A 24,645-nucleotide genomic window follows, 5' to 3' on the forward strand; every position below is an offset into this window, starting at 1 on the left:
AAGCGGCGTCGCGCCATTCAATTCACTGCTACCGCACTGCGGAACAAGCATCGCAGCTATGCGAGCGAGGACAGGTCACGGTGCAGTCCCGACCTCGTGCGCAATTGCGCACGGGGGCCGGGACGACGTTCGGATACAAAGGCAACCTCAGCAGATCACGCCGCGCGGACGTTGGTCAGGAACTTGCCGACCTCGGTCCTCAGCCGGCTCGAGTCGTTCGACAGCATCTGCGCCGCGGACAGCACCTGCGAGGAGGCGGTCCCGGTCTCGGTCGCGCCACGCTGCACGTCGGTGATATTGGAGGACACCTGCTGGGTGCCCTGCGCCGCCTGCTGCACGTTGCGGGCGATCTCCTGGGTCGCCGCGCTCTGCTCTTCCACTGCGGCGGCAATGGCCGAGGAGATTTCCGAAAGACGCTCGATGGTCGAGGAGATCTCCTTGATGGCGCCGACCGAGTCGTTGGTCGCCGCCTGAATGCCGGCGATCTGCTGGCCGATCTCGCCGGTTGCCTTCGCGGTCTGCTCGGCGAGAGCCTTCACTTCGGAAGCCACCACTGCGAAGCCGCGGCCGGCCTCACCGGCGCGCGCCGCTTCGATGGTCGCGTTCAGCGCCAGCAGATTGGTCTGGCCGGCAATGGTGTTGATCAGCTCGACAACGTCGCCGATGCGGGAGGCCGCCTTCGACAGCTCGCTAACGCGCTCGGTGGTGGCGCGCGCCTGGCCGACGGCATCGCCCGCCATCCGCGCCGATTCCTGCACCTGGCGGCTGATCTCGCCGACCGACGAGGCCATCTCCTCGGTCGCCGATGCAACCGACTGCACGTTGGTGGAAGCTTCTTCCGACGCCGCCGCGACGGTGGTCGCCATCTTCTGCGAGCGGTCGGCCGTCGAGGTCAGCGTCGAGGCCGAGGCTTCAAGCTGGGTCGATGCCGACGACACGGTCTGGACGATCTCGCCGATCATCGATTCGAACTCACGGGTGATATTGTCGACGCGGCGACCGCGCTCGATCTTGGCTTCGGCGTCGCGCGCGGCGGCCTCGTCGGCTTCCTTCTTGGCGATCAGCGCCTCCTTGAAGACCTGGAGCACGTCGGCCATGACGCCGATCTCGGTCTTCTCGCCGCGATGCGGGACTTCCGCGCTGAGGTCGCCCTTGCCCAGCGCCTGCATCGGCTCGGTGATGGAGTTGATGCCGCTGGAGACATCGTGAACGAGGTAGAAGCTGACGGCGATACCGACCACGACAGCCGTGCCGAGGATGATCGAGAGCAGCATGAAGGTGGAGAAGTAGCTGTCGGCCGCATCCTGGGCGGCCTGGTCGCCACCCTTGGTGTTCAGCTCGATGTCCTTGTTCAGGATTTCGTCCGCCCGCAAACCGATCTTGTTCACCTTGACGTTGAGCTCATGGGCTTCGTGCGGGACCTTGCCGGCCTCATTCCGCGAAAGCGCCATGACTTCCTGGGTGCCCTTCTTGTATTCGTCCCAGACCTTGGACCACTCGTTGTAGAGCGCTCGCTCATCGGGCGAAGTGATCATCGGCTCATACTTCTGGCGGAACTTGGTATTGGCTTCCACCACAGTCGCGAGCGTCTTTTCGTTTGCCAGCTTCTCCTCCAGCGTCTCGGCAAGCATGTGCTCGCGAATGACGTTGCGATAGGTGATCACGCCAGCGCGCAAATCGCCCAAAAACCGCACGCTCGGCATCCAGCTTGTCGTGATATCCGCCGTGTTGGCGTTCATCGACCGCATCTTCATGACGGCGAGCAGGCCCATGCCGGTCATCGCGACGAGCAGGAGCGCCACGACACTAATGATCTTGGCGCGAATGGAGATCTTGGCAAACATAATCGGGTCTCGTGGTGCAGGCGCGGGCGCGCATCCGGAAGCTGTAAGAATCAACCAAAGGGGAGCAGCGCCGACATCTGACCGCAGAGCACCTACGCAAATGTTAACTACGACTCCGTGCGAGTACCGAAGCCGAAACAAATGAACAGGCGGCTAAGAGTGCTCTGCGCTCAGCGCATGAGCCTAAGCGCGTCGGAGAAAAACTCCGGTCCGCCGAAGTTGCCCGACTTCAGCGCGAGCAGCATGTCGCCCACATCAGTGCCAACCGCGCGCAAAACGGGCACGCCGGCGGCGATCTCCGCGCCGACCAGGAAGCCGGGAATCTTCAGGCGATCGACGACGGCACCAGAGGTCTCGCCCCCGGCCACGATTAGGCGCCGAACGCCCGCGTTCACAAGGCTTTCCGCAATGTCGGCCATGGCCTGCTCGATGGCGTGGCCGGCGGCGTCGCGGCCGTGACGCGCCTGCAAGGCTGCGACCTGATCCGGTGTCGCGCTCGACGCGATCAAGACCGGACCGTCGGCGAGCCTCGGCTGGGCCCAGGCCAACGCGCGCTGCGCTTCGTCCTTGCCCGTAATAGTACGGTCCGGGTCGAGATGGAGCACCGGCATGATGGCTTCAGCGTTGGCGATCTGCCGCAGCGTCGCCTGCGAGCAGCTTCCGGCAAGGCAGGCCGCAGGTCCGGCGACCACGGCGCCCGTCGCACTGCCGGGCGCGGTCGATCCGACCTTGCCTGTCGAAACCAGCGCCCGCGCCAGCCCGAGGCCGATGCCGGAGGCGCCGACCGAGAGCCGATGCTCAGCAGCGACGAGGCCGATGGTCTCGAGATCGCGATCGAACACGGCATCGATGATCGCAGCACCGATGCCCTTGCCTGCGAGCTCGGCCAGCCGCGCCCGCACGGCATCCGCGCCGCGGGTGACGGTCGCGAGGTCGACGAGACCGACTTGCGTCCTGCTCTGGCGCGCCAGCACGCGCACCAGGTTGGAATCGTGCATGGGGTTGAGCGGGTGATCCTTCAGCGGGCTCTCGTTGAGCGGCACGGCGCCGACGAACAGGTTGCCCTGGTAGACGGTGCGGCCGGTCTCCGGGAAGGCCGGCGTCACCAACACGATCGCTTCGCCGCAATCGGTGCGCAGGGCATCCATCACCGGGCCGATATTGCCGGCATCGGTCGAATCGAAGGTCGAGCAGATCTTGAACAGAACGTGGCGCGCGCCGCGGCCGCGCAGCCATGCCTCCGCCGCGCGCGAGCGCGACACGGCAAGACCCGCCTCGATCGAGCGGCTTTTCAGCGACACCACGACGGCGTCGACCTCGGGCAGCGCGAGGTCGTCGGCGGGCACGCCGATGGTCTGCACGGTGCGCAGGCCCGCGCGCGTCAGCGTGTTGGCGAGATCGGAGGCGCCGGTGTAGTCGTCGGCGATGCAGCCAAGAGAAATTTGCGCTGCAAGCGTCACGGCTTCACTCCTGCATAGGGCTTGAACCAGGCGAGTCCGTCTGTGGTCTTGCCGCGCGGATTGTATTCGCAGCCGACGAAGCCGGGATAGCCGAGCCGGTCGAGCTCGGCGAACAGGAACGGATAGTTCAGCTCCTCGCCGTCGGGCTCGTTGCGCGAGGGAATGCTGGCGATCTGGACGTGGCCGATGATCGGCATCATCTCGCGCAGGCGCATCGTCACGTCGCCATGGATGATCTGGCAGTGGTAGATGTCGAACTGGAGCCTCAGGTTGGGCAGCCTCAACTCCTGGACCACGTCGCGCGCGAAGCCGAAGTCGTTGAGGAAGTAGCCGGGCACGTTGCGCGAGTTAATCGGCTCGATCACGATGTCGATGCCGTGGGGTGCGAAGAATTCCGCGGCCCAGGCCACCGACTTGTAGAAGGCCTCGATCGCAAGCCGGTCGCCGCGATTGGCGATGCCGGCCATCAGGTGCAGGCGCTTGACGCCGGTCGCCTTGGCGTAGGGCAGCGCCGTCTCAAGGCTCTGCTTGAGATCGGCAAAGCGCGCCGGCAACGCCGCAAAGCCCTTCTCGCCGGCATTCCAGTCGCCCGGCGGCAGGTTGAACAGGGCCTGCGTCAGGCCGTTGCGCTTGAGCCGTTCGCCGATCGCCTCGGCCGGATGCTCGTAGGGGAAGAGGAATTCGACCGCGGTGAAGCCGGCTTGCGCGGCGGCATCGAAGCGGTCGAGGAACGGCACCTCGGTGAACATCATCGAGAGATTGGCGGCAAAACGGGGCATTGGAATCCTCTTGCTTACTTGTCGCCGGGCAGCTTCACGCCGGTGACCTGCGCATATATCCGCGCCACCGACGCGTCATCGTCGCGGCCCATGCCGGCGGCGGCCGTCATCAGAAACATCTGGAGCGCCGCGGCGGAGACCGGTACCGGGAATCTGGCGCTGCGCGCCATATCCTGGATGATGCCGAGATCCTTGACGAAGATCTCAACCGCGCTGCGAGGCGTATAGTCGCCGTCGAGCACATGCGGCATGCGGTTCTCGAACATCCAGGAGTTGCCGGCGGAGGCCGTGATCACCTCATAGACCTTGCGTATGTCCAGGCCCTGCCTGGCCGCGAACGCCATCGCTTCGGAGGCGGCGGCGATATGCACGCCGGCCAGGAGTTGGTTGATCATCTTGAAGGCGGCGCCTTGGCCGGCGGCATCGCCGAGCTCGTAGAGCTTGGCCGCCATGGCATCGAGCGCGGGGCGCGCTTTTGCAAAAGCGACGGAACTGCCCGAGGCGAGAATCGTCAGCTCGCCTTGTGCGGCGCGCTGCGCGCCGCCGGAGATTGGCGCATCCAGATAATGCCGACCACTCGCCTCGAGCTGCTTGGCGAGGCGCCGCGCCACTTCCGGATCCATGGTGGCGGAGGACACAAACACGCTGTCTTTCGGCATGGTCTCGGCGGCGCCATCCTTGCCGAATAGGATGGCCTCGGTCTGCGCGGCGTTGACGACCACGCTGACGACGATGTCGGCACCTTTGGCGGCTTCGGCCGGTGTTTTGGCGCCCGCACCGCCATCCTTGACAAAACGCGCCACCGCATCGGCCGAAACATCGCAGCCCGTCACGGCAAAACCAGCGCGTTTCAGCGATGTCGCCATGCCAAAGCCCATCGAGCCGAGCCCGATGACGGCAACGCGCTGATTCTGTGAGGTGGAGGCGGACATGCAACTAATCCTTTGGAACGTTCCCCGGTGGCCGGCTTTGGTCGGCGGCTTGGCAAACCGAATATCACGGCTTGGCCGCGCTGCCAAAGCATGAGACAAGCGGGCATGACGGCCATGAGCAACGAAACACGGCTTCGCGAGGACATCTGCCGCTTCGGGCGCTCCCTGTTCGAGCGCGGGCTGACGCCGGGCTCCTCCGGCAATATCAGCGTCAAGCTGGATGACGGCGGCTGGCTGGTGACGCCGACCAATGCCTCGCTCGGTTTCCTCGATCCGACGCGACTCTCGCGGCTGGATGCACAGCGCCGGCTGATCTCCGGCGACGCGCCCACCAAGGAAGTTCCGCTGCACACCGCGCTCTATGACACGCGCGGGAGTGCGCGCGCGATCGTACATCTGCACTCGACCCATTCGGTGGCGCTGTCGATGCTGCCCGAGATCGACCCGCGCGCCGCGCTGCCGCCGATGACAGCCTATTATCTGATGAAATGCGGCGCCACCGCGCTCGTGCCCTATTACCGGCCGGGCGATCCGGCGGTGGCGGACGCCATCAAGGGACTGGCCGGCCAATACTCGTCCGTGCTGCTCGCCAATCACGGCCCGGTGGTCGCCGGCGACACGCTGGAGGCGGCGGTGTTCGCGACCGAGGAGCTGGAGGAGACGGCGAAGCTGTACCTGCTGCTGCGCGGCCTGAACCCGCGTTATCTGTCACCGGAGCAGGTGACGGATCTGGTGAAGGTGTTCGGAGTCACGCTGCCGGAGCATGGGCATTAGCGTTATGCGGTCATGAGCGGGATGGTGCCGTCTCGTCCACACTGTCATTCCCCGCGAAGGCGGGGAATCCAGTATTCCAGAGACGTCAAACGTTCCCCGCTAGCGCTGCGGCGTACTGGATCGCCCGCCTTCGCCGGCGACGACAGCGAGAGAGTGTCGCGAGGACGTGCCGCGATCTCGGCTACAGCCCCAGATACGCCTTCCTGACGTCCGGGTTGCCCTTGATCTCGGCGGACGGGCCCTGCATCAGCACGCGGCCAGTTTGCAGGATGTAGGCGCGGTCGGCGATCTCCAGGCACTCGGCCATGCGCTGCTCGACAATCAGCACAGTCATGCCGGCGTCGCGGATGCGCTTGACCGCCTGGAAGATCTCGTCGACGAGTTTCGGCATGATGCCTTGCGATGGCTCGTCGAGCATCAGAAGCCGCGGGCGCGTCATCAACGCGCGGCCGATCGCGAGCATCTGCTGCTCGCCGCCGCTTAGCGTCTCGGCACGTTGGTCGAGACGTTCGGACAGGCGCGGGAACAGCTTGAAAACGAGATCGAGCGGGCCCTCGCGGCCCGCTTCGCCGCGGTAGAGATAGCTGCCGAGGCGGAGATTGTCGCGCACCGACAGGCGCGGAAACAGCCGGCGGTTTTCCGGCACATAGGCGATGCCGGCGGCCGTGATGTGATGCTGCGCCATGCCGTCGAGGCGCTTGCCGTCGAAGGTCACCGTCCCCGCGCGTGGACGCTCGGCGCCGGCGATGGATTTCAGCAGCGTCGACTTGCCCGCGCCGTTGGCGCCGGCGACGCAGACGATCTCGCCCTTCTCGACCTCGATCGAGACTGCGGAGATCGCGACCAGGCCCTGATAGGCAGTCGTGACCTCATGCACTGACAGCATGACGATCTCCCAGATATGCGCTGATCACCTTGGGATTGCGGACGACGTCGGCGGGCGTGCCCTCGACCAGCACCTTGCCGAGGTCGAGAACGATGGCGCGGTCGACCAGCGGCATCACGATCTCCATGACGTGCTCGACCATCAGCACGGTGATGCCGGCATCGCGCACCTTGCGCACCAGCGCGACGCCGGTCTGCGCCTCGGTCGGCGTGAGGCCGGTGAGGACTTCGTCGAGCAGCAGCAGCTTCGGCTCGGTCGCGAGCGCACGCGCGACCTCGAGGCGGCGCTTCTCGGCCGGCACGAGGTCGCTCGCGAGCACGTCGGCGCGCGCGGCAAGGCCGGTGAATTCGAGCACCTCATGCGCCTTGCGGCGCGCCTCGCGCATCACGGTCGTGCGCACAAGCGCGCCGACGATGACGTTGTCGACGACCGTCATGGTCTCGAAGCTCTTGACCACCTGGAAGGTGCGCCCGATGCCGAGTTGGCAGCGCTCGGCTGCGCGCATCCGGGTCACGTCTTGCCCGTCGAACCAGATCGAGCCTTGGGTCGGCGGCAACACGCCGGCGATGAGATTGAACAGGGTCGACTTGCCGGCGCCGTTGGGGCCGATCAGGCCGACGATCTCGCCGCGGCCGACGGAGACCGAGACGTCGCTATTGGCGACGAGGCCGCCGAAGCGTTGCCAGACGCCGCGGGTTTGAAGGAGCGCGGTCATCGTGTGGCTCCCTTGACTTGGTTCTTGGCCCTCGCACGCGAGAACAGGCTCACCAATCCCTGCGGCAAGGCCAGCGAGATCAGCACGATCAGCGTGCCGTAGACGATGAGGTCGACGCCGCGTCCGGAGCCGCCGATATAGGAGCGCGTCAGCTCCGTCATCGGGATCAGGATGGCCGCGCCAAGCACCGGGCCCCAGAGCGTGCCGATGCCGCCGAGCACGGCCGGCAGGGCCATCAGCAGCGAGAACTGGAAGCCCATGACGCTTTCGGGGTCGATATAGGCAAGGTACTGCGCATAGAAGCTGCCGCCGACGGCGACGAGGAAGGCGGAAACGGCGGCCGCACCCATCTTGGAATTGAACACGACGACGCCGAGGCTTTCGGCGGCATCCGGATTGTCCTTCACCGCGCGCCACCAGAAGCCCCATTTGGAATCTTCCAGCCACCAGGTGACGAACCAAGCGAGACAGCAGAGCGCGAGCGCGAAATAGAAGTACGGCAGCTTGCTGCGCATGAACTGGAATTTCAGCCAGCTATCGCCGCGGACCGGGATGGTGATGCCCAGCGCGGCCCCGGCCCAGTCCCAGTTCTGGAACAGCAGGAGCCCGATCTCGGCGATGACGATGGTCGCGATCACGAAGTAATGTCCGCGCAGGCGGAAGAAGGGATAGCCGAGCGCCATTGCGATCGCCGCCGCGATCACGCCGCCACTGAGCATGCCGAACCAGGGCAGCACGCCGAACTTGGTGAACAGGAGTTCGGTGGTGTAGGCGCCGATGCCGAAATAGAGTGCGTGTCCGAGCGATATCTGCCCGCAATAGCCGGAGAGGATGTTCCAGCTCTGCGACAGCGCCGCATACATCAGGGTCAGGATAAGAATGTTCTGGACGTAGACGTCCTTCACGAACAACGGCGCAAGCGCTGCCAGAACCGCGAGAACAGCGGCGATCAGAAGGTCGCGGCGGCGCCGCGCGGCAAAATTCTTGTCCATCACATCGACCCGAAAAGGCCGCGCGGCCGGATGAAGACGACCAACAGGTAGACGGCGTAGATGCCAACCGATTTCAGCGACGGCGGCAGCACAAGCGCCGTAACGGCTTCGACGAGACCGACGACGATGCCGCCGGCGAAGGCGCCGAACACGCTGCCGAAGCCGCCGAGCGCGACGGTGACGTACGCGATCAGCGCAAAGGACGCGCCGACGTCGGGATAGACGTAGAAGAACACCGCCATGATCGCGCCGGCCAGACCGACCAGCGCGGCGCCCAGGCCCCAGCCGAGTGCGAACACGCGGTTCTTGTCGATGCCGACCAGCGCCACCGCGCCGGGATCCTCGCGCGTCGCTTCCAGTGCGCGGCCGAAATCGGTGCGGTTGATGAAGAAGTAGAGGCCGGCAAAGGCCGCGATCGAGACCAGCGCACCGATGAGCTGCGGCTCCGGCAGGAAGATGCCGGCGACCGACACTGTCTTGCCGCCGAGCCAGGACTGCGGAATGCTGCGGTAATCCGGCGTGAAGAAGAACTGCGCGAGACCGCGCATCACGATGGCGAGACCAAACGTCGAGAAGATCTGCACCATGCCGGCGTTTGCTTTGGCGCGCATGGCAAAGCGCACGATCAACAAGTAGACCACCGCCCCGAATATGAAGAGCGCCGCGGCGACCAGCGGCGCCGACAGCAAGGGGTCGATGGCGAAGAACGCGAACAGGAAGAACGTCGCGTACATCGCGATCATCAGGAACTCGCCATGGGCGAAATTCACAACGTCCATCAGGCCGAAGATCAGCGCGAGACCGACCGCGATCAGCCCGTAGAGCAGCCCCATCAGGAGGCCGCTCGCGAGACTTTGGATAATAGCTTGGGCTGTCACTGCATCGTCCCCCACACTCCGACCTCATCCTGGGGAGCGCGCCCCAGCGCGCGTCTCGAAGGATGGGCTCGCCCTCGTCCTTGACACGGGCTACGCCCGCTCCTCAGGATGAGGGCGGGAGCTACAGCTTCCGTCATTGCGAGGAGCTCGCGACAAAATTGCGAAGCAATTTTGCGCTGATGCGACGAAGCAATACAGACTATCTCCGCGGATACATTTCTGGATTGCTTCGCTGCGCTCGCAATGACAACGCGGTTAAGCAGTACGGTCCTCTCGGCTGTCACAGCGCCTGGTCCCCACCCTGCCTGCGCGCCCCGCTTACTTCATCGGCCAGGCCGCTTCGGCGATCGCAGCCTGCGGCGGGAAGACGGTGACGAACTTGCCGCCGCGATATTGCAGCAACACCGGGTCGGCATCGTTGTTCTGGCCCGCCTCGTCGAACTTCACGCGCTTCCACGGCATGATGGTCTGCTCGCCCGGGATGTCGGTGGCGGCGAGCGCATCGCGGATCTTCTCGCCGTCGGCCGACTTGGCGCGATTGATCGCGTCCGCCAGGATGATCAGGCCCATGAACTGGCGCGAGGTGAGATCGTTGAAGTCCTTGCCAGACTTCGCCTTGAACATGTCGTTGATCTTGCCGACCATAGGGCGCTTCTGCGCGAGGTCGAGCGAGAAGGTGCCGCGCGAGATCACGCCTTCGAGCTTGTCGCCGACGGCGTCATAGAGCGCCTTCTCGGAGAAGCCGGCGTCCTGCGCCACGATCGCGTTGGGCTTGTAGCCGAGCTCGGCCATGGTCTTCACTAGGAGGATGCCGTCGGTGGTGTAGCTCGATGGCATCAGCACGTCGGCATTGGCGGTCTTGAGCTGCTGCACCTCGGCCGACAGCGACGGCGAGTTGGCGCGGTACTTGATGTCGGAGACGATCTTGTAGCCGCGCTCGGCGGCGATCTTGGCCTGTGCGTTGCCGGAGTCGGTGCCGAAGATGGTGTCCTCGTGGAACAGCGACAGCGTCTCGATCTTGGTGCCCTTCTTCTTCATGGCATCGAAGAAATCGAACATCGCGGCCGAGTACATCTCGTCGTGCGGGGATGCACGGAAGTAATATTTCAGGCCGCGGCGATGCAGGCTCGGCGAGGAATTATCGGCGGACACGAACGGGATCTGGTAACGTTCGCAGATCTGGCTGACGGTGACGGCGACCGCGCTCTGATAGGTGCCGATGATGGCGCAGACCTTTTCCTGAGTGATCAGGCGCTCGGCTTCGGCACGGCCCTTCTGCGGATCGGCCTGATGGTCGGCGAACACGAGGCGGACTTTTGCGCCGCCGAGGCCGGGCAGGCCCTCGCCCTTCGCCAGCGGCAGGTCGAAATCGGTGTCCTTGTTGATGACCTCGAGCGCGGTCTCATAGGCCTTCTGCGCATCGATGCCCTGCTGCGCGCTGCCGCCGGAGAACGGATAGATCACGCCGATCACGACTTCCGAGGTCTGGGCACGGGCCGCCAGCGGCACGAGCGCCGCAGTCGCGGTGGCACCCAACAATACGTCGCGGCGAGTGATCGTCATGGCAAATTCCCCTGTTACGAATTTTGGCTCTCGAATGGAGCGATTGATGGATGCCGTAAAGCCTGAAGAAGCAGCAATCGCTGCCCACTAAATCACGGCCATGTTCTTGTTCTTGAGATCCGTCACTAGCATCAGCCCCGGCGAATGCGTGATCGCGAAGGGGAGCTTGGCGGCGTTGATGACCGATTGCGGCGTGACGCCACAGGCCCAGAACACCGGGATCTCATCATCGGCAACCGGCACTGGATCGCCGTAGTCGGGCTTTGCGATGTCCTTGATGCCGATCAGATGCGGATGGCCGAGATGCACGGGCGCACCGTGCACGGCGGGATAGCGCGAGGTGATCTGCACCGCGCGGATCGCGTCCGCCGGCTTGAAGGGACGCATCGACACCACCATGGGACCGGCGAACGGGCCCGACGCGCTGCACGCGATGTTGGTGCGGTACATCGGCACGCGCACATTGCGCTCGATGTGACGGATCGGCATCCCCTCGTCGAGCAGCGCCTCTTCAAACGAGAAGGAGCAGCCGAGCACGAAGGTGACGAGATCGTCGCGCCAGTAGCGGGTCACATCGGTCGGCTCGTCGACGACTTCACCGTCGCGCCAGACGCGATAGCGCGGCACGTCGGTGCGGATGTCGAGGTCCGCGCCGAGCGCAGGGATGTGCGGGCTGCCGACGTCGGACATGCCGATGATCGGGCACGGCTTTGGATTGAGCTGGCAGAAGCGGTGGAAGGCGCTGGCGTATTTCTCGGGAAGGATCGCCAGATTGCCCTGGACGAAACTGGGGGCGATGCCCGCGGTGGAGGCGACGAGCCCATCGCGGTATGCGAGCCGGGCCTGACGGCTCGGGAGGGTGTCGGGCGTTTCAGTTTGCTGCGCTGCCACTAAAACAGTCATGGGATCGACCTGCCTATAAACTCGACAAGGACAGCCAACACCAAGCGTGCTATAAAGTCTAATCGTCCTTTCTAATCAATATCGATAAAACGGATTTATCGATCGGGAGAATCCTTCCAATGCTGGACTTCAGATCGATCGAAACGTTCCTCTGGGTCGTAAAGCTCGGCAGCTTCCGTGGCGCCGCGGCGCGGCTCAACACCACCCAACCGGCGATCTCCCAGCGCATCGCCCAGCTCGAGCGCGAGATGGGCGTGAAGTTGCTCAACCGCGATCATCGCGTCGCATCGCCCACGCCGAGCGGTCGGCAGATGATGGTCTACGCCGAAAAGCTGATCGGCCTGCGCGCCGCAATGATGGCCGAGATCGGCAACGCCTCCGCGATGCGCGGCGTGATGCGGCTCGGCGTCGCCGAAACCATCGTGCACACCTGGCTGCCACGGCTCGTCAAGAGCGTGAACCAGGCTTATCCGAACCTGTCGCTGGAGATCGAAGTCGACATCACGCCGAATCTGACCGCACGCCTGCTCGGCCAGGAGATCGAGCTTGCCTTCGTCGTGGGGCCGCTATCGGCTTCTGGCGTGCACAACCGCGTGCTCGCCGATTATCCGATCGGCCTCCTTGCAAGCCCTTCGCTCGGACTCGGGAGCGGTCCGGTGACGCGAGCCGAGCTTGCTCGGTTCCCGATCATCACCTTCCCGCGCAAGACGCGGCCCTACGAGGTGGTACGCGAGATGTTCGATCGACCGGAGCTGCCGCCGATTCGTCTTCATGCCTCCGCGTCGCTTGCGACCGTCATCCACATGGCGGTCGAGGGGCTCGGCATCGCCGTGATTCCGGCGGCCATCGTTGAGAATGAGCTCGCCGACGGGCGGCTGCAATTGCTCGACACCGACCTCAACATCTCGCCACTGACGTTCACGGCGAGCTGGCTCGCCTCGCCCGACGTCGTGGCGGTCGAGCGCGTCGCCGAGCTCGCGCGGCAGATCGCGCAGACCAGCCTCGCGGTTGACGCCGTCGCGACGGCGCGTCATTGAAATGGACGCCGGACAATCTTCAACGTCATTCCGGGGCTCGCGACGGGACCGCAAGCGCGGCCCGGGAGCGAGAACCCCAATGCGCAATTGCGCATTGTGGAATCCTTGGATTCCGGGTTCGCTCCTGCGGACCGCCCCGGAATGACAGCGACAATGGAACGAACGCATGAGCCGAGCCGCCACCAATCTGCAAATCGATTCCGCCCGCCTCTGGGGCTCCATCCACGAGACCGCGCAGTTCGGCGCGACGGCCAAGGGCGGCGTGCGGCGGCTGACGCTAAGTGCCGAGGACAAGCAGGTACGCGACTGGTTTCGCAAGGCCTGCGAGGATGCCGGCCTTGAGGTGCATGTCGATGCGCTCGGCTCAATGTTTGGACTGCGCAAGGGCCGCGACATGTCGAAACTGCCCATCGGCATCGGCTCGCATCTCGACACGCAGCCAACCGGCGGCAAGTATGACGGCATTCTGGGCACGCTCGGCGCACTCGAGGTCATCCGCACGCTGAACGACGCCGGCATCGAAACCGAGGCGCCGATCTGCGTCGTGAACTGGACCAACGAGGAAGGCTCGCGCTTTGCACCGGCGATGATGGCCTCCGCCGCCTATGTCGGCGACTTCACCACCGACGACATCCTGTCGCGCAAGGACGCCGAAGGCACCACGGTTGGCCAGGCACTCGACGGCATCGGATATCGTGGCGACAGGCCGGTCGGCTTCCAGAAGCTCGGCTGCTTCGTCGAGCTGCATATCGAGCAGGGCCCGATCCTGGAGGCCGAGGGCAAGACCATCGGGGTGGTCGATTCCGGCCAGGGCGTCTTGTGGTACGACGGCAAGATCACCGGCTTCGAGAGCCATGCGGGCTCGACGCCGATGCCGCTGCGGCGCGATGCGCTGGCGACGCTGTCGGAGATCGTGCTGGCAATGGAGGCCATCGCCAGGAAGCACGGGCCGAACGCAGTCGGCACCATCGGCGAAGCCGTGATCGCCAGCCCCTCGCGCAACGTCATTCCCGGCGAGGTCGCCTTCACCGTAGATTGCCGCAGCGCCGACGCCGCCATCATGGACGCGCTCGATCGCGACCTGCGCGCTGCGATCGCCGAGATCGCCGCGCGTCGTAAGGTCGAGGTCAAGCTCGACCTGGTCTGGCGCAAGCCGCCGACGCACTTCGATCCGAAGCTCGTCGCGGCCGTCGAGAACGCGGCAAAGACCCTCGGCTATTCCAGCCGCCGCATCACCTCCGGTGCCGGCCACGACGCCTGCAACCTCAACACGGTCATTCCGGCGGCGATGGTGTTCGTACCCTGCAAGGACGGCATCAGTCACAACGAGCTGGAAGACGCCACGCAGCCCGACTGCGCCGCGGGCACCAACGTCCTCATGCATACCGTGCTGGCGATCGCCGGCGTCGCGTCCTGATCGGAGACAGTCATGCGCGGAGTTTTCGTCGACGCCAGTGAAGCCCTGGCCGTGATCATGGAGCGGCTAACGAGGCCCGGCGATCCCAAGGTGCGGATCCACCGCGATCCCGACATCAAGCCCGAGCAGTATCCTGAGATACTCGATGGCGCCGAGATCGCAATCGTCGACCACACTGCGCTGCCGACCGAGGTCGCGAAGCAGTGTGCAGGGCTCAAGCACGTGGTGTTCCTCGGCACCGGCGCGCGCAGCTATATGAATCCGGAGGAGCTTAGCCAACTCGGCATCTCCGTGCATCTGATCAAGGGCTATGGCGACACCGCGGTGGCGGAATCCGCGATCGCGCTGATGTGGGCCTCAGCCCGCGTGATCGCGATGATGGATCGCGAGATGCGCGTCGGCAACTGGCTGCGCGAGGACGGCATGCAGCTCACCGGCAAGACGCTCGGCCTGATCGGCTTCGGCGGCATTGCCGCGGAAGTCGCGCGCATCGCCTTGGGCAGCGGCATGAAGGTGATCGCCTGGAACCGCACGCCGAAAAGCCATCCGGGCGTGGAATTCACCGACCTCGACACGGTGCTGGCCAGAAGCGACGTGGTGTCGCTGCATCTTTTGCTCAACGACGAGACCCGCGGCATGATCACGCGCGAGAGGATCGCGAAGATGAAGCCCGGCGTCATCCTCATCAACACCGCGCGCGGCGCCATTGTCGACGAGCAAGCGATGATCGACGCGCTGAAGTCGGGTCACATCCGTCATGCCGGCCTCGACGTCTTCAACATCGAGCCGCTGCCCGGCGATCATCCGCTGACCAAGCTGCCGAACGTGACGCTGTCGGCGCATTCAGCCTTCCGCACGCCGGAGGCCAGCGAGAACCTGATTTTTGCGGCGTGGGAGCACTGCCGCCGGATCGCGAAACGATAAGAGCAACAACAATGGCCGATTACCGCACCATCAAAGCCGAGCCCCTCACCAACGTCATCCGCGCCATCGCCCGAGCGGGCGGCTCCACGGACCGCGAGGCGGACCTCGTTGCGACCAACCTCGTCGAGGCGAACCTGAAGGGCCACGACTCGCACGGCGTCGGCATGATCCCGCGCTATGCCGAAGCGGTCAACGAAGGCGGCCTCGCCGTCAACCAGCACGTCAAGATCGTGATGGACACGGGTCCCCTGCTCACCCTCGACGGCCTCACCGGCTACGGCCAGGTGATGGGCTATGAGGCGATGGAGCTGGGCGCCGAGCGCGCCAAGCGCAACGGCGTATGCGTGATCGGCCTTTCCAACTCGCACCATATCGGCCGCATCGGCCACTGGGCCGAGCAGTGCATCGACCACGGCCTGGTCTCGATCCACTTCGTCAACGTGATCTCGCGGCCCATCGTGGCGCCCTGGGGTGGCAGCGATGCACGCCACGGCACCAACCCGTTCTGCGTCGGCATCCCGCGCGCCGGCAAGGAGCCGATCGTGCTCGACTTCGCCACCAGCAAGATCGCGCAGGGCAAGACGCGCGTCGCCTTCAACAAAGGCGTTGAGCTCGAGCCCGGCACCATCATCGACAATGAGGGCAAGCCGACCGTCAATCCGCGCTACACCGTGATCGCGCCGCACGGCGCCATCTTGCCGTTCGGCGAGCACAAGGGTTCGGGGCTCGCGCTGGTGTGCGAAATCCTCGGCGGCGCGCTCTCCGGCGGCGAGACTGTGAAGGGGCCGGCCGACGGCAAGCGCCGCGTTCTCAACGGCATGCTCTCGATCATCATCGACCCGACCAAGCTCGGCACCGCCGAGAATCTGGCGCGCGAGGTCGAGAGCTTCGTCGCCTGGCACACCGGCTCGCCGCCCGGCCCCGGCGTCGACAAGGTCAAGATCGCCGGAGAGCCCGAGCGTGAGACCAAGAAGAAGCGGCTCGCCGAGGGCGTCCCGGTCGATCCGAATACGTGGCAGGAGATCCTGGACGCCGGGAAAAAGTTCGGCCTGGACCAGGCGGCGATCGAGAAGATCGCGGGGTGATTGGAGAAAGAAGCGCTATCTTTCGGTGTCGTCCCGGACAAGCGGAGCGCAGATCCGGGACCCATAACCACAGGACGTGGTTATGGGAAGGCTCGGGTTGCCAGCTCGCGCCACAACCCCTCCCTGGGGTTATGGGTCCCGGCCTTCGCCGGGACGACAACGGAGTTTGCCGCGATAGCGGAGTTAGCCAACGCAAGAGACAGTTAGTCCCTTTCGGCAGCTCCCTGCCCTAATCCACCATCTCTGCGACCGCCTTACCGCAGGCCGTGGTGTCGGCATTGCCGCCGAGGTCGCGAGTGCGCAGCGTGCGCTCGGCGAGCGTGCGTTCGATCGCATCGACGATCGATTTGCCGGCTTCCTTCTCTCCGAGATGCTCGAACATCATCGCGCCCGACCAGATCATGCCGATCGGATTGGCGATGCCTTGGCCCGCGATATCCGGCGCCGAGCCGTGCACCGGCTCGAACACCGAGGGGAAATTGCGCTCGGGGTTGATGTTGCCGGATGGCGCGATGCCGATCGTGCCGGTGCAGGCAGGACCCAGATCAGAAAGAATGTCGCCGAACAGGTTGGAACCGACGACCACGTCGAACCAGTCCGGGTGCAGCACGAAGTTCGCCGTCAGGATGTCGATGTGGTACTTGTCCCACTTCACGCCTGGATACTTCTTCGCCATCGCCTCCACGCGCTCGTCCCAATAGGGCATGGTGATGGAGATGCCGTTGGACTTGGTGGCCGAGGTCAGGTGCTTCTTCGGCCGCGACTGCGCGAGCTCGAAGGCGAATTTCAGGATGCGGTCGACGCCGGTGCGCGTCATCACCGTCTGCTGTGTGACGAATTCTCGATCGGTGTCCGGGAACATGCGGCCGCCGACGGAGGAATATTCACCTTCGGTGTTCTCGCGCACCACCCAGAAATCGATGTCACCCGGCTTGCGGTTCGCGAGCGGCGACGGCACGCCCGGCATCAGCCGCACCGGGCGCAGGTTCACATACTGGTCGAACTCGCGGCGGAATTTTATGAGCGAGCCCCACAGCGAGACGTGATCCGGAATCTTGGCCGGCCAGCCGACCGCGCCGAAATAGATCGCGTCGTGCTTGCCGATCTTCTCCTTCCAATCGTCCGGCATCATCTGGCCGTGCCTCTCGTAATAGTCCCAGGACGAGAAGTCGAAATGGTCGAAATGCACGGCGACCCCGTGCTTCTTCGCCGCCGCCTCCAAAACGCGCAGGCCCTCCGGCATCACTTCCTTGCCGATGCCGTCGCCGGGAATGACCGCGATGCGGTATTGTTTTTTGCTCATCGAGAACGTCCTTGGTTGGTCCGGCAGCCGCCGCGTTTTGATCGCCCTGCAATGGACCAAACTCGCGGGCAGTGCAACGCTGCACTGCAATGTTGACCATGGCGCGGCCGACCGCCTACTGATTTCATCCTGTTCCCACCGAGCGAGTCATCCATGGATCTGCATCTGCGTGGCAAGCGCGTCCTGATCACTGGCGCGTCCAAGGGCATCGGCGCAGCCGCCGCCGAGGCATTTGCCGAGGAAGGCTGTCATCTCCTGCTCGCCGCCCGCAGCGGCGACCAGCTCAAGGCACTGGCCGACCGCCTGCGCTCCGCGCACCAGATCGATACAGCGACGAGCGTGGTGGACCTGCGCAAGGCCGAGGACGTGGCGCGGCTCGCCAAGGAGGCCACCGACATCGACGTCCTCGTCAACAATGCCGGCGACATTCCCGGCGGCTCGATCGACAAGATCGACGAGGCCACCTGGCGGCACGCCTGGGAATTGAAAGTGTTCGGCTACATCAACCTGACACGGCAGGTCTACGCACAAATGAAGGCGAAAGGCGGCGGCGTCATCGTCAACGACATCGGCGCGGCCGGCGAGAAATTCGACGCCAACTACGTCTGCGGCAGCGCCGGCAATGCCGCGCTGATGGCCTTCACCCGCGCGCTCGGCGGCAAGAGCCTCGCCGACAACATCCGCGTGGTCGGCATCAATCCCGGCCCGGTCGGAACCGACCGCCACGTCACGCTGCTCAAGACGCGGGCCAAGCACCAGTTCGGCGACGAGAACCGCTACAAGGAATTCCAGAAGGGTCTACCGCTCGGCCGTCCCGCGCATGCGCGCGAGATCGGTGACCTCATGGCATTCCTCGCCTCGGATCGCTCCGGCTACACCTCGGGCGTGATCTACACGGTGGATGGCGGCATCAGCGCGGGGTGGAGTTGAGTTTTTCGACACCAAGAATTGGCACAGGAGTAAAATAATTGTCTCAAGACCTGATCCGCGAAACCGCATGCGCTGTCGTCGACAAGCTGCGTTCGGGCGACGTCACACCGCTCGAGCTGCTGGATGTGCTGGAGCAACGCATCGCGGAGGTCGACGACAAGGTCAACGCGTTGCCGACGCTGTGCTTCGATCGTGCGCGGGATAGCGCGAAGGCGCTGATGCAGAAGCCGGCCGGTGCGCGCGGACTGCTCGCGGGCCTGCCGGTGCCGATCAAGGATCTCTCCGACGTCGCCGGCGTCTTGAACACGCAGGGCTCGCCTATCTTCAAGGATAACATCCCCGCGAAGTCCGACCTCATGGTCGAGAATCTCGAGGCCAACGGCGCCGTCGTCTACGCCAAATCCAACACGCCGGAATTCGGCGCCGGCGCCAACACCTTCAACGAGGTGTTCGGCGCAACGCTCAATCCCTGGGATACATCGAAGTCGGCGGCGGGCTCCTCGGGCGGCGCGGCGGTGGCGCTCGCCACCGGCATGGCCTGGCTCGCGCAGGGCTCCGACATGGGTGGAAGCTTGCGCAATCCCGCGAGCTTCTGCGGCATCGTCGGCATGCGGCCGAGCATCGGCCGCGTCGCGCACACGCCGAAATCGGCGATCGACCGTAACCTCGGCGTCCAGGGCCCGATGGCCCGCAATGTCGAGGACCTTGCGCTGCTGCTCGATGCCATGAGCGGCGACTACGCGGCCGATCCGCTGTCGCTGCCGGCGCCCGCAGCCTCGTTCCTGTCGGCCGCGTGCTCCGGCAAAAAGCCGAAGCGCATCGCCTATTCACCCGATCTCGGCATCACGCCGGTCGACCCCGAGATCAAGGCGATCACGCGCAAGGCGGCGGAACGCTTCACTGAGGCCGGCGCCACGGTCGAGGAGGCTCATCCGGACTGGCGCGATGCGCATGAATGCTTCCATGTGCTGCGCGCGTTCGATTTCGCGATCAGCAAGGCGCAATTGTTGCGGACCAAGCGCGATCTCCTCAAGCCCGAGGTGATCTGGAACATCGAGGAAGGCCTCAAGCTCACGGTCGAGCAACTCGAACGCGCCGAGGCGCAGCGCGTCGGAATGACCGCGCGCGCGATCGAATTCTTCAAGACCTACGATCTGCTGCTGGTGCCGACGACGATCGTGCCGCCCTTCCCGGTCGAAAACCGCTATGTCGCCGAATGCGCAGGCAAGAGGTTTGACAACTATGTCGAATGGCTCGGCATCGTCTACGCCGTCACGCTCGCCTGCTGTCCGTCGCTGTCGCTGCCCTGCGGGTTCACCGCCTCGGGCCTGCCGGTTGGCATCCAGATTGTCGGCGCGCCTCGTGCCGACGCGCAGGTGCTAGCGGGTGCAAAGGCGCTGGAGGATATTCTGGATCTGCGCGAGACGACGCCGATCGATCCAAGGGTGAAGAAGTAACTTCTCTCGTGCCCCGGACGCAGCGCAGCGCTTCTTCAGCGGTGCGCTGCAGAGCCAGGGCCCATTCATCAACAATCCACTGTGCATCCTCTGGGTCCCGGCTCTGCGGCGCAGCGCTGACGCGCTGCACCTTGTCCGGGACACGAGGGAGACGTCACCTCCCGCGCGTCGCCTCCAGGCTGCGGCTGTAGCGCGACATGGCAAAGCAGAACGCAAAGTAGATCGCGGCGACGAAGATGTAGACCTCGACCGAGAACTGCTGCCAAGCGGGATCGATGATCGCGGTCTTGGCCGTCGTGAGCAGATCGAAGATGCCGATGATGAGGACGAGGCTCGTATCCTTGAAGAACGCGATGAAGGTATTCACCAGCGGCGGAATGACGTGGCGGATCGCCTGCGGCAGGATGATCAGTCGGTTCTTGCGCCAGTAGGATAGTCCGAGCGCATCGGCGGCCTCATATTGCCCACGCGGCACGGCCTGGAGGCCGCCGCGGATGACTTCGGCGAGATAAGCACCTGCAAACAGGATGATCGCTATCTGCGCGCGCAATAGCTTGTCGATATTGAAGCCGCTTGGCATGAACAGCGGAAACATCACGCTCGCCATGAACAGCAGGCTCACCAGCGGCACGCCACGGATCAGTTCGACATAGAGCACACTCAGCGAACGAATCGCCGGCAGCTTTGAACGCCGGCCGAGCGCGACGAGGATGCCGAGCGGAAAGCCGAAGGCGAGACCGAAGGTAGCGAGGATCAGCGTCACCGGCAGCCCGCCCCAACGGTCCTGCGAGACGAAGCTGAGCCCGAACACACCGCCCCACATCAGTACGCTGATCAAGGCCAGCGCGCCGACCCAGATATAGATCAGTTCGCGGCGCCACCAGGCGCGGCGCGTGGAGAGATAGAACAGCGCGATGAACAAGAGCACCGACAGCGCCGGCCGCCACTGCTCGTCGAACGGATAGGTGCCGAACAGGATGAAGCGGTATTTCTCGGGGATGATCGCCCAGCACGCGCCGATACCGCGGGCTGCGCGACAGGCGCTGGAATCGTTTGCCGGCGTCAGCCAGACGGCGTTGGCGATGCCCCATTGCACGAAGCTGAAGATACCCTTGGCGAGCACGGCCAGCAGCACCAGCGAAATGATGGAGTTTGGAATCGACGAAAACAGATTTGCGCGGAGCCAGCGCAGCACCGGGTTACCCGTTTGCGGGCGGCGTGCGGCGCGCGGTGCGTCCGGAACGTCGGTGATCACCGTCATGATCAGCGCTCCACCAGCGCGATACGCGCGTTGTACCAATTCATGAAGAAGCTGATGCCGAGGCTGATCGTCAAAAACACCGCCATGATCAGCGCGATCGCCTCGATCGCCTGCCCGGTCTGGTTCAGCGTGGTGTTCGCGATCGAGACCACATCCTGGTAGCCGATCGCGACCGCGAGCGAAGAGTTTTTGGTGAGATTGAGATACTGGCTCGTCATCGGCGGCACGATCACGCGCAGCGCCTGCGGCAGGATGATCTGCCGCAGCATGAAGCTGCGGCGCAGGCCGAGCGCATTGGCGGCGTCCCACTGGCCGCGCGGTACCGACTGAATGCCGCTACGCACGATCTCGGCGATGAAGGCCGAGGTGTAGGTGATGAGCGCGATCAGCAGTGCAAAATATTCCGGCGCGAGCGTGAGCCCGCCGACGAAATTGAAGCCGCGCAGCTCCGGCCATTCAATTTTCCAGGACACGCCAAGCAGCACGGACACCAGCGCCGGCAGCACAACGATGAGGCCGAGGGCAATCGGCCACGCCTTGCGCGGCTTGCCGTCACGCATCTGCTGCGCGATCAACGCCCGCCGGATGACATAGAACGCGGCAAGGCCCAGCAAGGCCGTGCCGAGTACCCAAAGCTGGGGCATCCCGATCGGGATCGACGGCAGGATGAGGCCGCGATTGGACAGGAACACACCGTCGACCGGCCGCCACGCCAAGCGCGCGGCCGGCAGTGCCTGCATCAGCACGTACCAGAACAGAAGCTGAAGCAGCAGCGGGATGTCGCGCAGCACTTCGACATAAACGGCGGCGAGCCGCGACAACAGCCAGTTGGCCGACAGCCGCGAGATGCCGATCAGCGTACCCAAGATGGTCGCGAGCACGATTCCGATGACGGCAACGCGCAAGGTGTTGGCGACGCCAACGACGAAGGCCCAGAAGTAGGTGTCCCTCGGACTGTACGAGAGCAGGCTGTCTGCGATGGGCATGCCGGCCTCGCGGCCGAGAAAGGCAAAGCCGGTCGAGATACGGCGGGCCGAGAGGTTGGTGACGGTGTTGGACCAGAGGAAGGCGATGACCGCGACCGCGATCCCGACGACAAGAAGCTGCCAGAATAGGCCCTTGAGCTCTCGGCGTCCCCATGCGCCGAAAAAACTGCGGCGCGGCGGCGGTCTGGGATGATCGGTGGTCACAGCACAAAAATCCTTCGTCAGAGGCGGCGATTTCCGGCAGCGTACGTCAACTGTTGCACCAATCTGCAATTCGTGCAACAAATGTTTCATGGTCGAGCCCGCGAAATCCTCGCCCTTGAGCGAACTCTGCAGCGCATTGCCATCGCTCCCCCTGCGATTGCAGGAGGTCGGGCGTTTCGTGGCGGCCAATGATTACGACGCCACCACCCGTTCGATGCGCGATCTCGCGGCGGAAGCCGGCGCCGATCCCGCCGCATTCACGCGTCTTGCCAAGGCGATCGGCTATTCCGGCTGGGAGGAGTTGCGCGCAGCGCTGACGGAGGCCCGGCGGCCGTCGCAGACCTCCCCCTTCTCCGGACGCGCCAAAAGTCGTCGCCATGGCCCCAACGCCGATGTCACGCTCGTCACCGACAAACTGAAGGCAGAGGCCGCCGGTCTTCCGCGGATCCCGGCTCAATCGATCGCGGATGCCGCCCGCGCGCTCCACAGCGCAAAGCGGATCTGGATCGCGGGCTATCGTAGCTGCCGCAGTGTCGCGGAACTGCTCAACTACGAGCTACGGCTGTTCCGACCCGATCAGGTGCAGATCGTCGGCGGCTCCGGGCCCGATGACCTCGATCTCGGCGCCTTCCGCCCCGGCGAAGCCGTCATCGTCATCGGCTTCATGCCCTATACCCACGCGAGCGTCCGTGTCGCACGGGCCGCCTACCGTGCCGGTGCGACGCTGATAGCGATCGCCGATAGCGTGTCGGCGCCAATGGCCGAGGGCGCCGATCAGGTGCTGCTGTTCGAAGCGGCTTCGCCGCCCGGCTTCTTTCCGAGCCTCACCGGCGCCATCGCAATCGCACAATCGCTGGCGGCGGTGACGTTCTCGCTCGGCGGCATGACCGCGAAGAAACGCCTTGAGGACACCGAGGCGCGGCTTGCCGCAGCCTCCACCTACGTCTCAGAGAAAGGTTGACCATGGCCGTTCGCACCAGCCGCGTGCTGCACCGTTCGTTGCGCGAAACGCCACCCAAGGCGATCGGCGGCGAAGGCGTCTATCTCTTTGCCGAGGACGGCCGGCGCGTGATCGACGCTTCCGGCGGCGCAGCCGTTTCCTGCCTCGGCCACCAGCATCCACGCGTGATTGCGGCGATAGCTAAGCAGACCTCGACCTTGGCCTATGCCCACACGGCGTTCTTCTCGTCCGAGCCGGCGGAAGCGCTGGCCGAGATGCTCGTCGGCCATGAGCCCGGCGGCCTCGCCTACGCCTATTTCGTCAGCGGCGGATCGGAGGCAATCGAAGCCAGCATCAAGCTTGCGCGGCAATACTTCATCGAGCGTGGCGAGCCGCAGCGGCAGCATTTCATCGCGCGCCGGCAGAGCTATCACGGCAACACGCTCGGTGCGCTCGCCGCCGGCGGCAATGCCTGGCGCCGCGCGCCCTATGCGCCGCTGCTCTCGGCCGCGTTCAGCCATGTGGCGCCGGCCTTCGCCTATCACGAGAAGCACGACGGCGAGTCGGATGCCCAATTCGTGGCGCGGCTTGCCGCCGAGTTAGAGGCCGAATTTCAGCGGCTCGGCCCCGACACCGTCGCGGCGTTTCTCGCCGAGCCCGTCGTCGGCGCCACTGCGGGCGCCGTGACGGCACCGGACGGCTACTTCAGGGCGGTGCGCGAGATCTGCGAGCGGCACGGCGCGCTGCTCATCCTAGACGAGGTTATGAGTGGCATGGGCCGCACCGGCACCACGCATGCCTGGGAGCAGGAGGGCATCGCACCCGACATCCAGGCGATCGCAAAGGGGCTCGGCGGCGGCTATCAGCCGATCGGCGCGATGCTCGCGAGCGGCAAGATCATCGAGACGATTCGCGCGGGAAGCGGCGCTTTCCAGCACGGCCATACCTACCTCGCCCATCCCCTCGCCTGCGCGGCCGCGCTCGCGGTGCAGGAGGTGATCCGCGAGGATCGCCTGCTCGACCGGGTGAAGGAGCGTGGCAAGCAGCTCGAGCAGCGCCTCATCGAGCGCTTCGGAAATCACCGCCATGTCGGCGATATCAGAGGCCGGGGCCTGTTCTGGGCAATCGAGCTCGTCGCCGATCGCGCCAGCCGCACCTCGTTCGATCCCGCGCTCAAGCTGCACCAGAAGATCAAGGCCGAGGCTTTTGCCAACGGGCTCGGCTGCTATCCCGGCGGCGGCACCGTGGATGGTGTTCGCGGCGACCATGTGTTGCTGGCCCCGCCCTATATCGCCTCCGCGGAGGAGATCGACCTGATCGTCGACAAGCTCGGCACGGCCGTCGACAACGTGTTGCGTAATGTCAATCACTGAGG

22 protein-coding genes are annotated in these 24,645 nt (G+C 64.9%); 9 read left to right on the forward strand and 13 right to left on the reverse strand.

Annotated features, from left to right (window positions below):
- Positions 1–155: 155 nt before the first annotated feature.
- From MTX21_RS12390 to ltnD, 4 genes are all read right to left on the reverse strand, one after another.
- Positions 156–1,844, reverse strand: coding sequence for a methyl-accepting chemotaxis protein (locus tag MTX21_RS12390; protein ID WP_280965090.1), 1,689 nt, complete (start codon positions 1,842–1,844; stop codon positions 156–158).
- 170 nt (positions 1,845–2,014) lie between these two features.
- Positions 2,015–3,304, reverse strand: a complete 1,290-nt coding sequence (gene otnK, locus MTX21_RS12395; RefSeq protein ID WP_280965091.1) for a 3-oxo-tetronate kinase — start codon at positions 3,302–3,304, stop codon at positions 2,015–2,017.
- Positions 3,301–4,083 carry a 2-oxo-tetronate isomerase gene (otnI, locus tag MTX21_RS12400; RefSeq protein WP_280965092.1) on the reverse strand — a complete coding sequence of 261 codons (783 nt, stop codon included), beginning with the start codon at positions 4,081–4,083 and terminating at the stop codon, positions 3,301–3,303. Before otnI ends, otnK begins: the two co-directional genes overlap by 4 nt.
- A 14-nt stretch (positions 4,084–4,097) precedes the next feature.
- The gene (ltnD, locus tag MTX21_RS12405; protein ID WP_280971379.1) at positions 4,098–5,114 is read right to left on the reverse strand and encodes an L-threonate dehydrogenase; all 1,017 of its coding nucleotides are present in this window, start codon (positions 5,112–5,114) and stop codon (positions 4,098–4,100) included.
- 6 nt (positions 5,115–5,120) lie between these two features.
- Between ltnD and MTX21_RS12410 the strand changes: the two genes are divergently transcribed.
- Entirely contained in the window at positions 5,121–5,789 is a 669-nt protein-coding gene (locus tag MTX21_RS12410) for an aldolase (RefSeq protein ID WP_280965094.1), read from the forward strand.
- Positions 5,790–5,970: 181 nt separating this feature from the next.
- Here MTX21_RS12410 and MTX21_RS12415 read toward each other — a convergent pair whose 3' ends face one another.
- The 6 genes from MTX21_RS12415 to MTX21_RS12440 form a co-directional block, all read right to left on the reverse strand.
- Positions 5,971–6,675 (reverse strand): ABC transporter ATP-binding protein, encoded by a 705-nt coding sequence (locus MTX21_RS12415; protein ID WP_280965095.1) that lies wholly within the window; start codon positions 6,673–6,675, stop codon positions 5,971–5,973.
- Positions 6,659–7,390 (reverse strand): ABC transporter ATP-binding protein, encoded by a 732-nt coding sequence (locus MTX21_RS12420; RefSeq protein WP_280965096.1) that lies wholly within the window; start codon positions 7,388–7,390, stop codon positions 6,659–6,661. Before MTX21_RS12420 ends, MTX21_RS12415 begins: the two co-directional genes overlap by 17 nt.
- Positions 7,387–8,382 carry a branched-chain amino acid ABC transporter permease gene (locus tag MTX21_RS12425; RefSeq protein ID WP_280965097.1) on the reverse strand — a complete coding sequence of 332 codons (996 nt, stop codon included), beginning with the start codon at positions 8,380–8,382 and terminating at the stop codon, positions 7,387–7,389. Before MTX21_RS12425 ends, MTX21_RS12420 begins: the two co-directional genes overlap by 4 nt.
- Positions 8,382–9,215: a branched-chain amino acid ABC transporter permease gene (locus MTX21_RS12430; RefSeq protein WP_280971035.1), complete on the reverse strand. Its 834-nt coding sequence runs from the start codon at positions 9,213–9,215 to the stop codon at positions 8,382–8,384. Before MTX21_RS12430 ends, MTX21_RS12425 begins: the two co-directional genes overlap by 1 nt.
- Before the next feature lie 363 nt (positions 9,216–9,578).
- Positions 9,579–10,823: an ABC transporter substrate-binding protein gene (locus tag MTX21_RS12435; protein ID WP_280965098.1), complete on the reverse strand. Its 1,245-nt coding sequence runs from the start codon at positions 10,821–10,823 to the stop codon at positions 9,579–9,581.
- A gap of 87 nt (positions 10,824–10,910) precedes the next feature.
- Entirely contained in the window at positions 10,911–11,726 is an 816-nt protein-coding gene (locus MTX21_RS12440; protein WP_280965099.1) for a putative hydro-lyase, read from the reverse strand.
- A gap of 119 nt (positions 11,727–11,845) precedes the next feature.
- Between MTX21_RS12440 and MTX21_RS12445 the strand changes: the two genes are divergently transcribed.
- The 4 genes from MTX21_RS12445 (at position 11,846) to MTX21_RS12460 (ending at position 16,189) form a co-directional block, all read left to right on the forward strand.
- Positions 11,846–12,763 (forward strand): LysR family transcriptional regulator, encoded by a 918-nt coding sequence (locus MTX21_RS12445; protein ID WP_280965100.1) that lies wholly within the window; start codon positions 11,846–11,848, stop codon positions 12,761–12,763.
- A 166-nt stretch (positions 12,764–12,929) separates the two neighbouring features.
- Positions 12,930–14,180: a Zn-dependent hydrolase gene (locus MTX21_RS12450; protein ID WP_280965101.1), complete on the forward strand. Its 1,251-nt coding sequence runs from the start codon at positions 12,930–12,932 to the stop codon at positions 14,178–14,180.
- A 12-nt stretch (positions 14,181–14,192) separates the two neighbouring features.
- On the forward strand, positions 14,193–15,104 hold the full coding sequence (locus MTX21_RS12455; protein WP_280965102.1) for an NAD(P)-dependent oxidoreductase: 912 nt from the start codon (positions 14,193–14,195) through the stop codon (positions 15,102–15,104).
- 11 nt (positions 15,105–15,115) lie between these two features.
- Positions 15,116–16,189: a malate/lactate/ureidoglycolate dehydrogenase gene (locus tag MTX21_RS12460; RefSeq protein ID WP_280965103.1), complete on the forward strand. Its 1,074-nt coding sequence runs from the start codon at positions 15,116–15,118 to the stop codon at positions 16,187–16,189.
- A 229-nt stretch (positions 16,190–16,418) separates the two neighbouring features.
- On the opposite strand, the gene MTX21_RS12465 is transcribed toward MTX21_RS12460, so the two are convergent.
- Positions 16,419–17,492: a tartrate dehydrogenase gene (locus tag MTX21_RS12465; RefSeq protein ID WP_280965104.1), complete on the reverse strand. Its 1,074-nt coding sequence runs from the start codon at positions 17,490–17,492 to the stop codon at positions 16,419–16,421.
- Positions 17,493–17,645: 153 nt separating this feature from the next.
- Between MTX21_RS12465 and MTX21_RS12470 the strand changes: the two genes are divergently transcribed.
- Together MTX21_RS12470 and MTX21_RS12475 are read left to right on the forward strand one after the other, a co-directional pair.
- Positions 17,646–18,422 carry an SDR family oxidoreductase gene (locus MTX21_RS12470; RefSeq protein WP_280965105.1) on the forward strand — a complete coding sequence of 259 codons (777 nt, stop codon included), beginning with the start codon at positions 17,646–17,648 and terminating at the stop codon, positions 18,420–18,422.
- A 38-nt stretch (positions 18,423–18,460) separates the two neighbouring features.
- The gene (locus MTX21_RS12475) at positions 18,461–19,879 is read left to right on the forward strand and encodes an amidase family protein (RefSeq protein WP_280965106.1); all 1,419 of its coding nucleotides are present in this window, start codon (positions 18,461–18,463) and stop codon (positions 19,877–19,879) included.
- A 154-nt stretch (positions 19,880–20,033) separates the two neighbouring features.
- On the opposite strand, the gene MTX21_RS12480 is transcribed toward MTX21_RS12475, so the two are convergent.
- Both MTX21_RS12480 and MTX21_RS12485 read right to left on the reverse strand, forming a co-directional pair.
- The gene (locus MTX21_RS12480) at positions 20,034–21,140 is read right to left on the reverse strand and encodes an amino acid ABC transporter permease (RefSeq protein ID WP_280965107.1); all 1,107 of its coding nucleotides are present in this window, start codon (positions 21,138–21,140) and stop codon (positions 20,034–20,036) included.
- A 2-nt stretch (positions 21,141–21,142) separates the two neighbouring features.
- Positions 21,143–22,330, reverse strand: coding sequence for an ABC transporter permease subunit (locus tag MTX21_RS12485; protein ID WP_280965108.1), 1,188 nt, complete (start codon positions 22,328–22,330; stop codon positions 21,143–21,145).
- Between the two features lie 88 nt (positions 22,331–22,418).
- Between MTX21_RS12485 and MTX21_RS12490 the strand changes: the two genes are divergently transcribed.
- Both MTX21_RS12490 and MTX21_RS12495 read left to right on the forward strand, forming a co-directional pair.
- Positions 22,419–23,291 (forward strand): MurR/RpiR family transcriptional regulator, encoded by an 873-nt coding sequence (locus MTX21_RS12490; RefSeq protein WP_341510111.1) that lies wholly within the window; start codon positions 22,419–22,421, stop codon positions 23,289–23,291.
- Positions 23,292–23,293: 2 nt separating this feature from the next.
- Positions 23,294–24,643 (forward strand): aspartate aminotransferase family protein, encoded by a 1,350-nt coding sequence (locus tag MTX21_RS12495; protein WP_280965110.1) that lies wholly within the window; start codon positions 23,294–23,296, stop codon positions 24,641–24,643.
- Positions 24,644–24,645: the final 2 nt, after the last annotated feature.

It is taken from the genome of Bradyrhizobium sp. ISRA430 (genome assembly GCF_029909975.1).
In the GTDB taxonomy this organism is placed as follows: Bacteria; Pseudomonadota; Alphaproteobacteria; order Rhizobiales; family Xanthobacteraceae; genus Bradyrhizobium.

What these genes read in the sequence shown, in the direction of transcription:
- MTX21_RS12390 (WP_280965090.1), bottom strand. Translation starts at nt 1,844, where the DNA reads ATGTTTGCCAAGATCTCCATTCGCGCCAAGATCATTAGTGTCGTGGCG.
- otnI (WP_280965092.1), bottom strand. Translation starts at nt 4,083, where the DNA reads ATGCCCCGTTTTGCCGCCAATCTCTCGATGATGTTCACCGAGGTGCCG.
- MTX21_RS12410 (WP_280965094.1), top strand. Translation starts at nt 5,121, where the DNA reads ATGACGGCCATGAGCAACGAAACACGGCTTCGCGAGGACATCTGCCGC.
- MTX21_RS12415 (WP_280965095.1), bottom strand. Translation starts at nt 6,675, where the DNA reads ATGCTGTCAGTGCATGAGGTCACGACTGCCTATCAGGGCCTGGTCGCG.
- MTX21_RS12420 (WP_280965096.1), bottom strand. Translation starts at nt 7,390, where the DNA reads ATGACCGCGCTCCTTCAAACCCGCGGCGTCTGGCAACGCTTCGGCGGC.
- MTX21_RS12425 (WP_280965097.1), bottom strand. Translation starts at nt 8,382, where the DNA reads ATGGACAAGAATTTTGCCGCGCGGCGCCGCCGCGACCTTCTGATCGCC.
- MTX21_RS12430 (WP_280971035.1), bottom strand. Translation starts at nt 9,215, where the DNA reads ATGGGGCTGCTCTACGGGCTGATCGCGGTCGGTCTCGCGCTGATCTTC.
- MTX21_RS12435 (WP_280965098.1), bottom strand. Translation starts at nt 10,823, where the DNA reads ATGACGATCACTCGCCGCGACGTATTGTTGGGTGCCACCGCGACTGCG.
- MTX21_RS12440 (WP_280965099.1), bottom strand. Translation starts at nt 11,726, where the DNA reads ATGACTGTTTTAGTGGCAGCGCAGCAAACTGAAACGCCCGACACCCTC.
- MTX21_RS12445 (WP_280965100.1), top strand. Translation starts at nt 11,846, where the DNA reads ATGCTGGACTTCAGATCGATCGAAACGTTCCTCTGGGTCGTAAAGCTC.
- MTX21_RS12450 (WP_280965101.1), top strand. Translation starts at nt 12,930, where the DNA reads ATGAGCCGAGCCGCCACCAATCTGCAAATCGATTCCGCCCGCCTCTGG.
- MTX21_RS12455 (WP_280965102.1), top strand. Translation starts at nt 14,193, where the DNA reads ATGCGCGGAGTTTTCGTCGACGCCAGTGAAGCCCTGGCCGTGATCATG.
- MTX21_RS12460 (WP_280965103.1), top strand. Translation starts at nt 15,116, where the DNA reads ATGGCCGATTACCGCACCATCAAAGCCGAGCCCCTCACCAACGTCATC.
- MTX21_RS12465 (WP_280965104.1), bottom strand. Translation starts at nt 17,492, where the DNA reads ATGAGCAAAAAACAATACCGCATCGCGGTCATTCCCGGCGACGGCATC.
- MTX21_RS12470 (WP_280965105.1), top strand. Translation starts at nt 17,646, where the DNA reads ATGGATCTGCATCTGCGTGGCAAGCGCGTCCTGATCACTGGCGCGTCC.
- MTX21_RS12480 (WP_280965107.1), bottom strand. Translation starts at nt 21,140, where the DNA reads ATGACGGTGATCACCGACGTTCCGGACGCACCGCGCGCCGCACGCCGC.
- MTX21_RS12490 (WP_341510111.1), top strand. Translation starts at nt 22,419, where the DNA reads ATGGTCGAGCCCGCGAAATCCTCGCCCTTGAGCGAACTCTGCAGCGCA.
- MTX21_RS12495 (WP_280965110.1), top strand. Translation starts at nt 23,294, where the DNA reads ATGGCCGTTCGCACCAGCCGCGTGCTGCACCGTTCGTTGCGCGAAACG.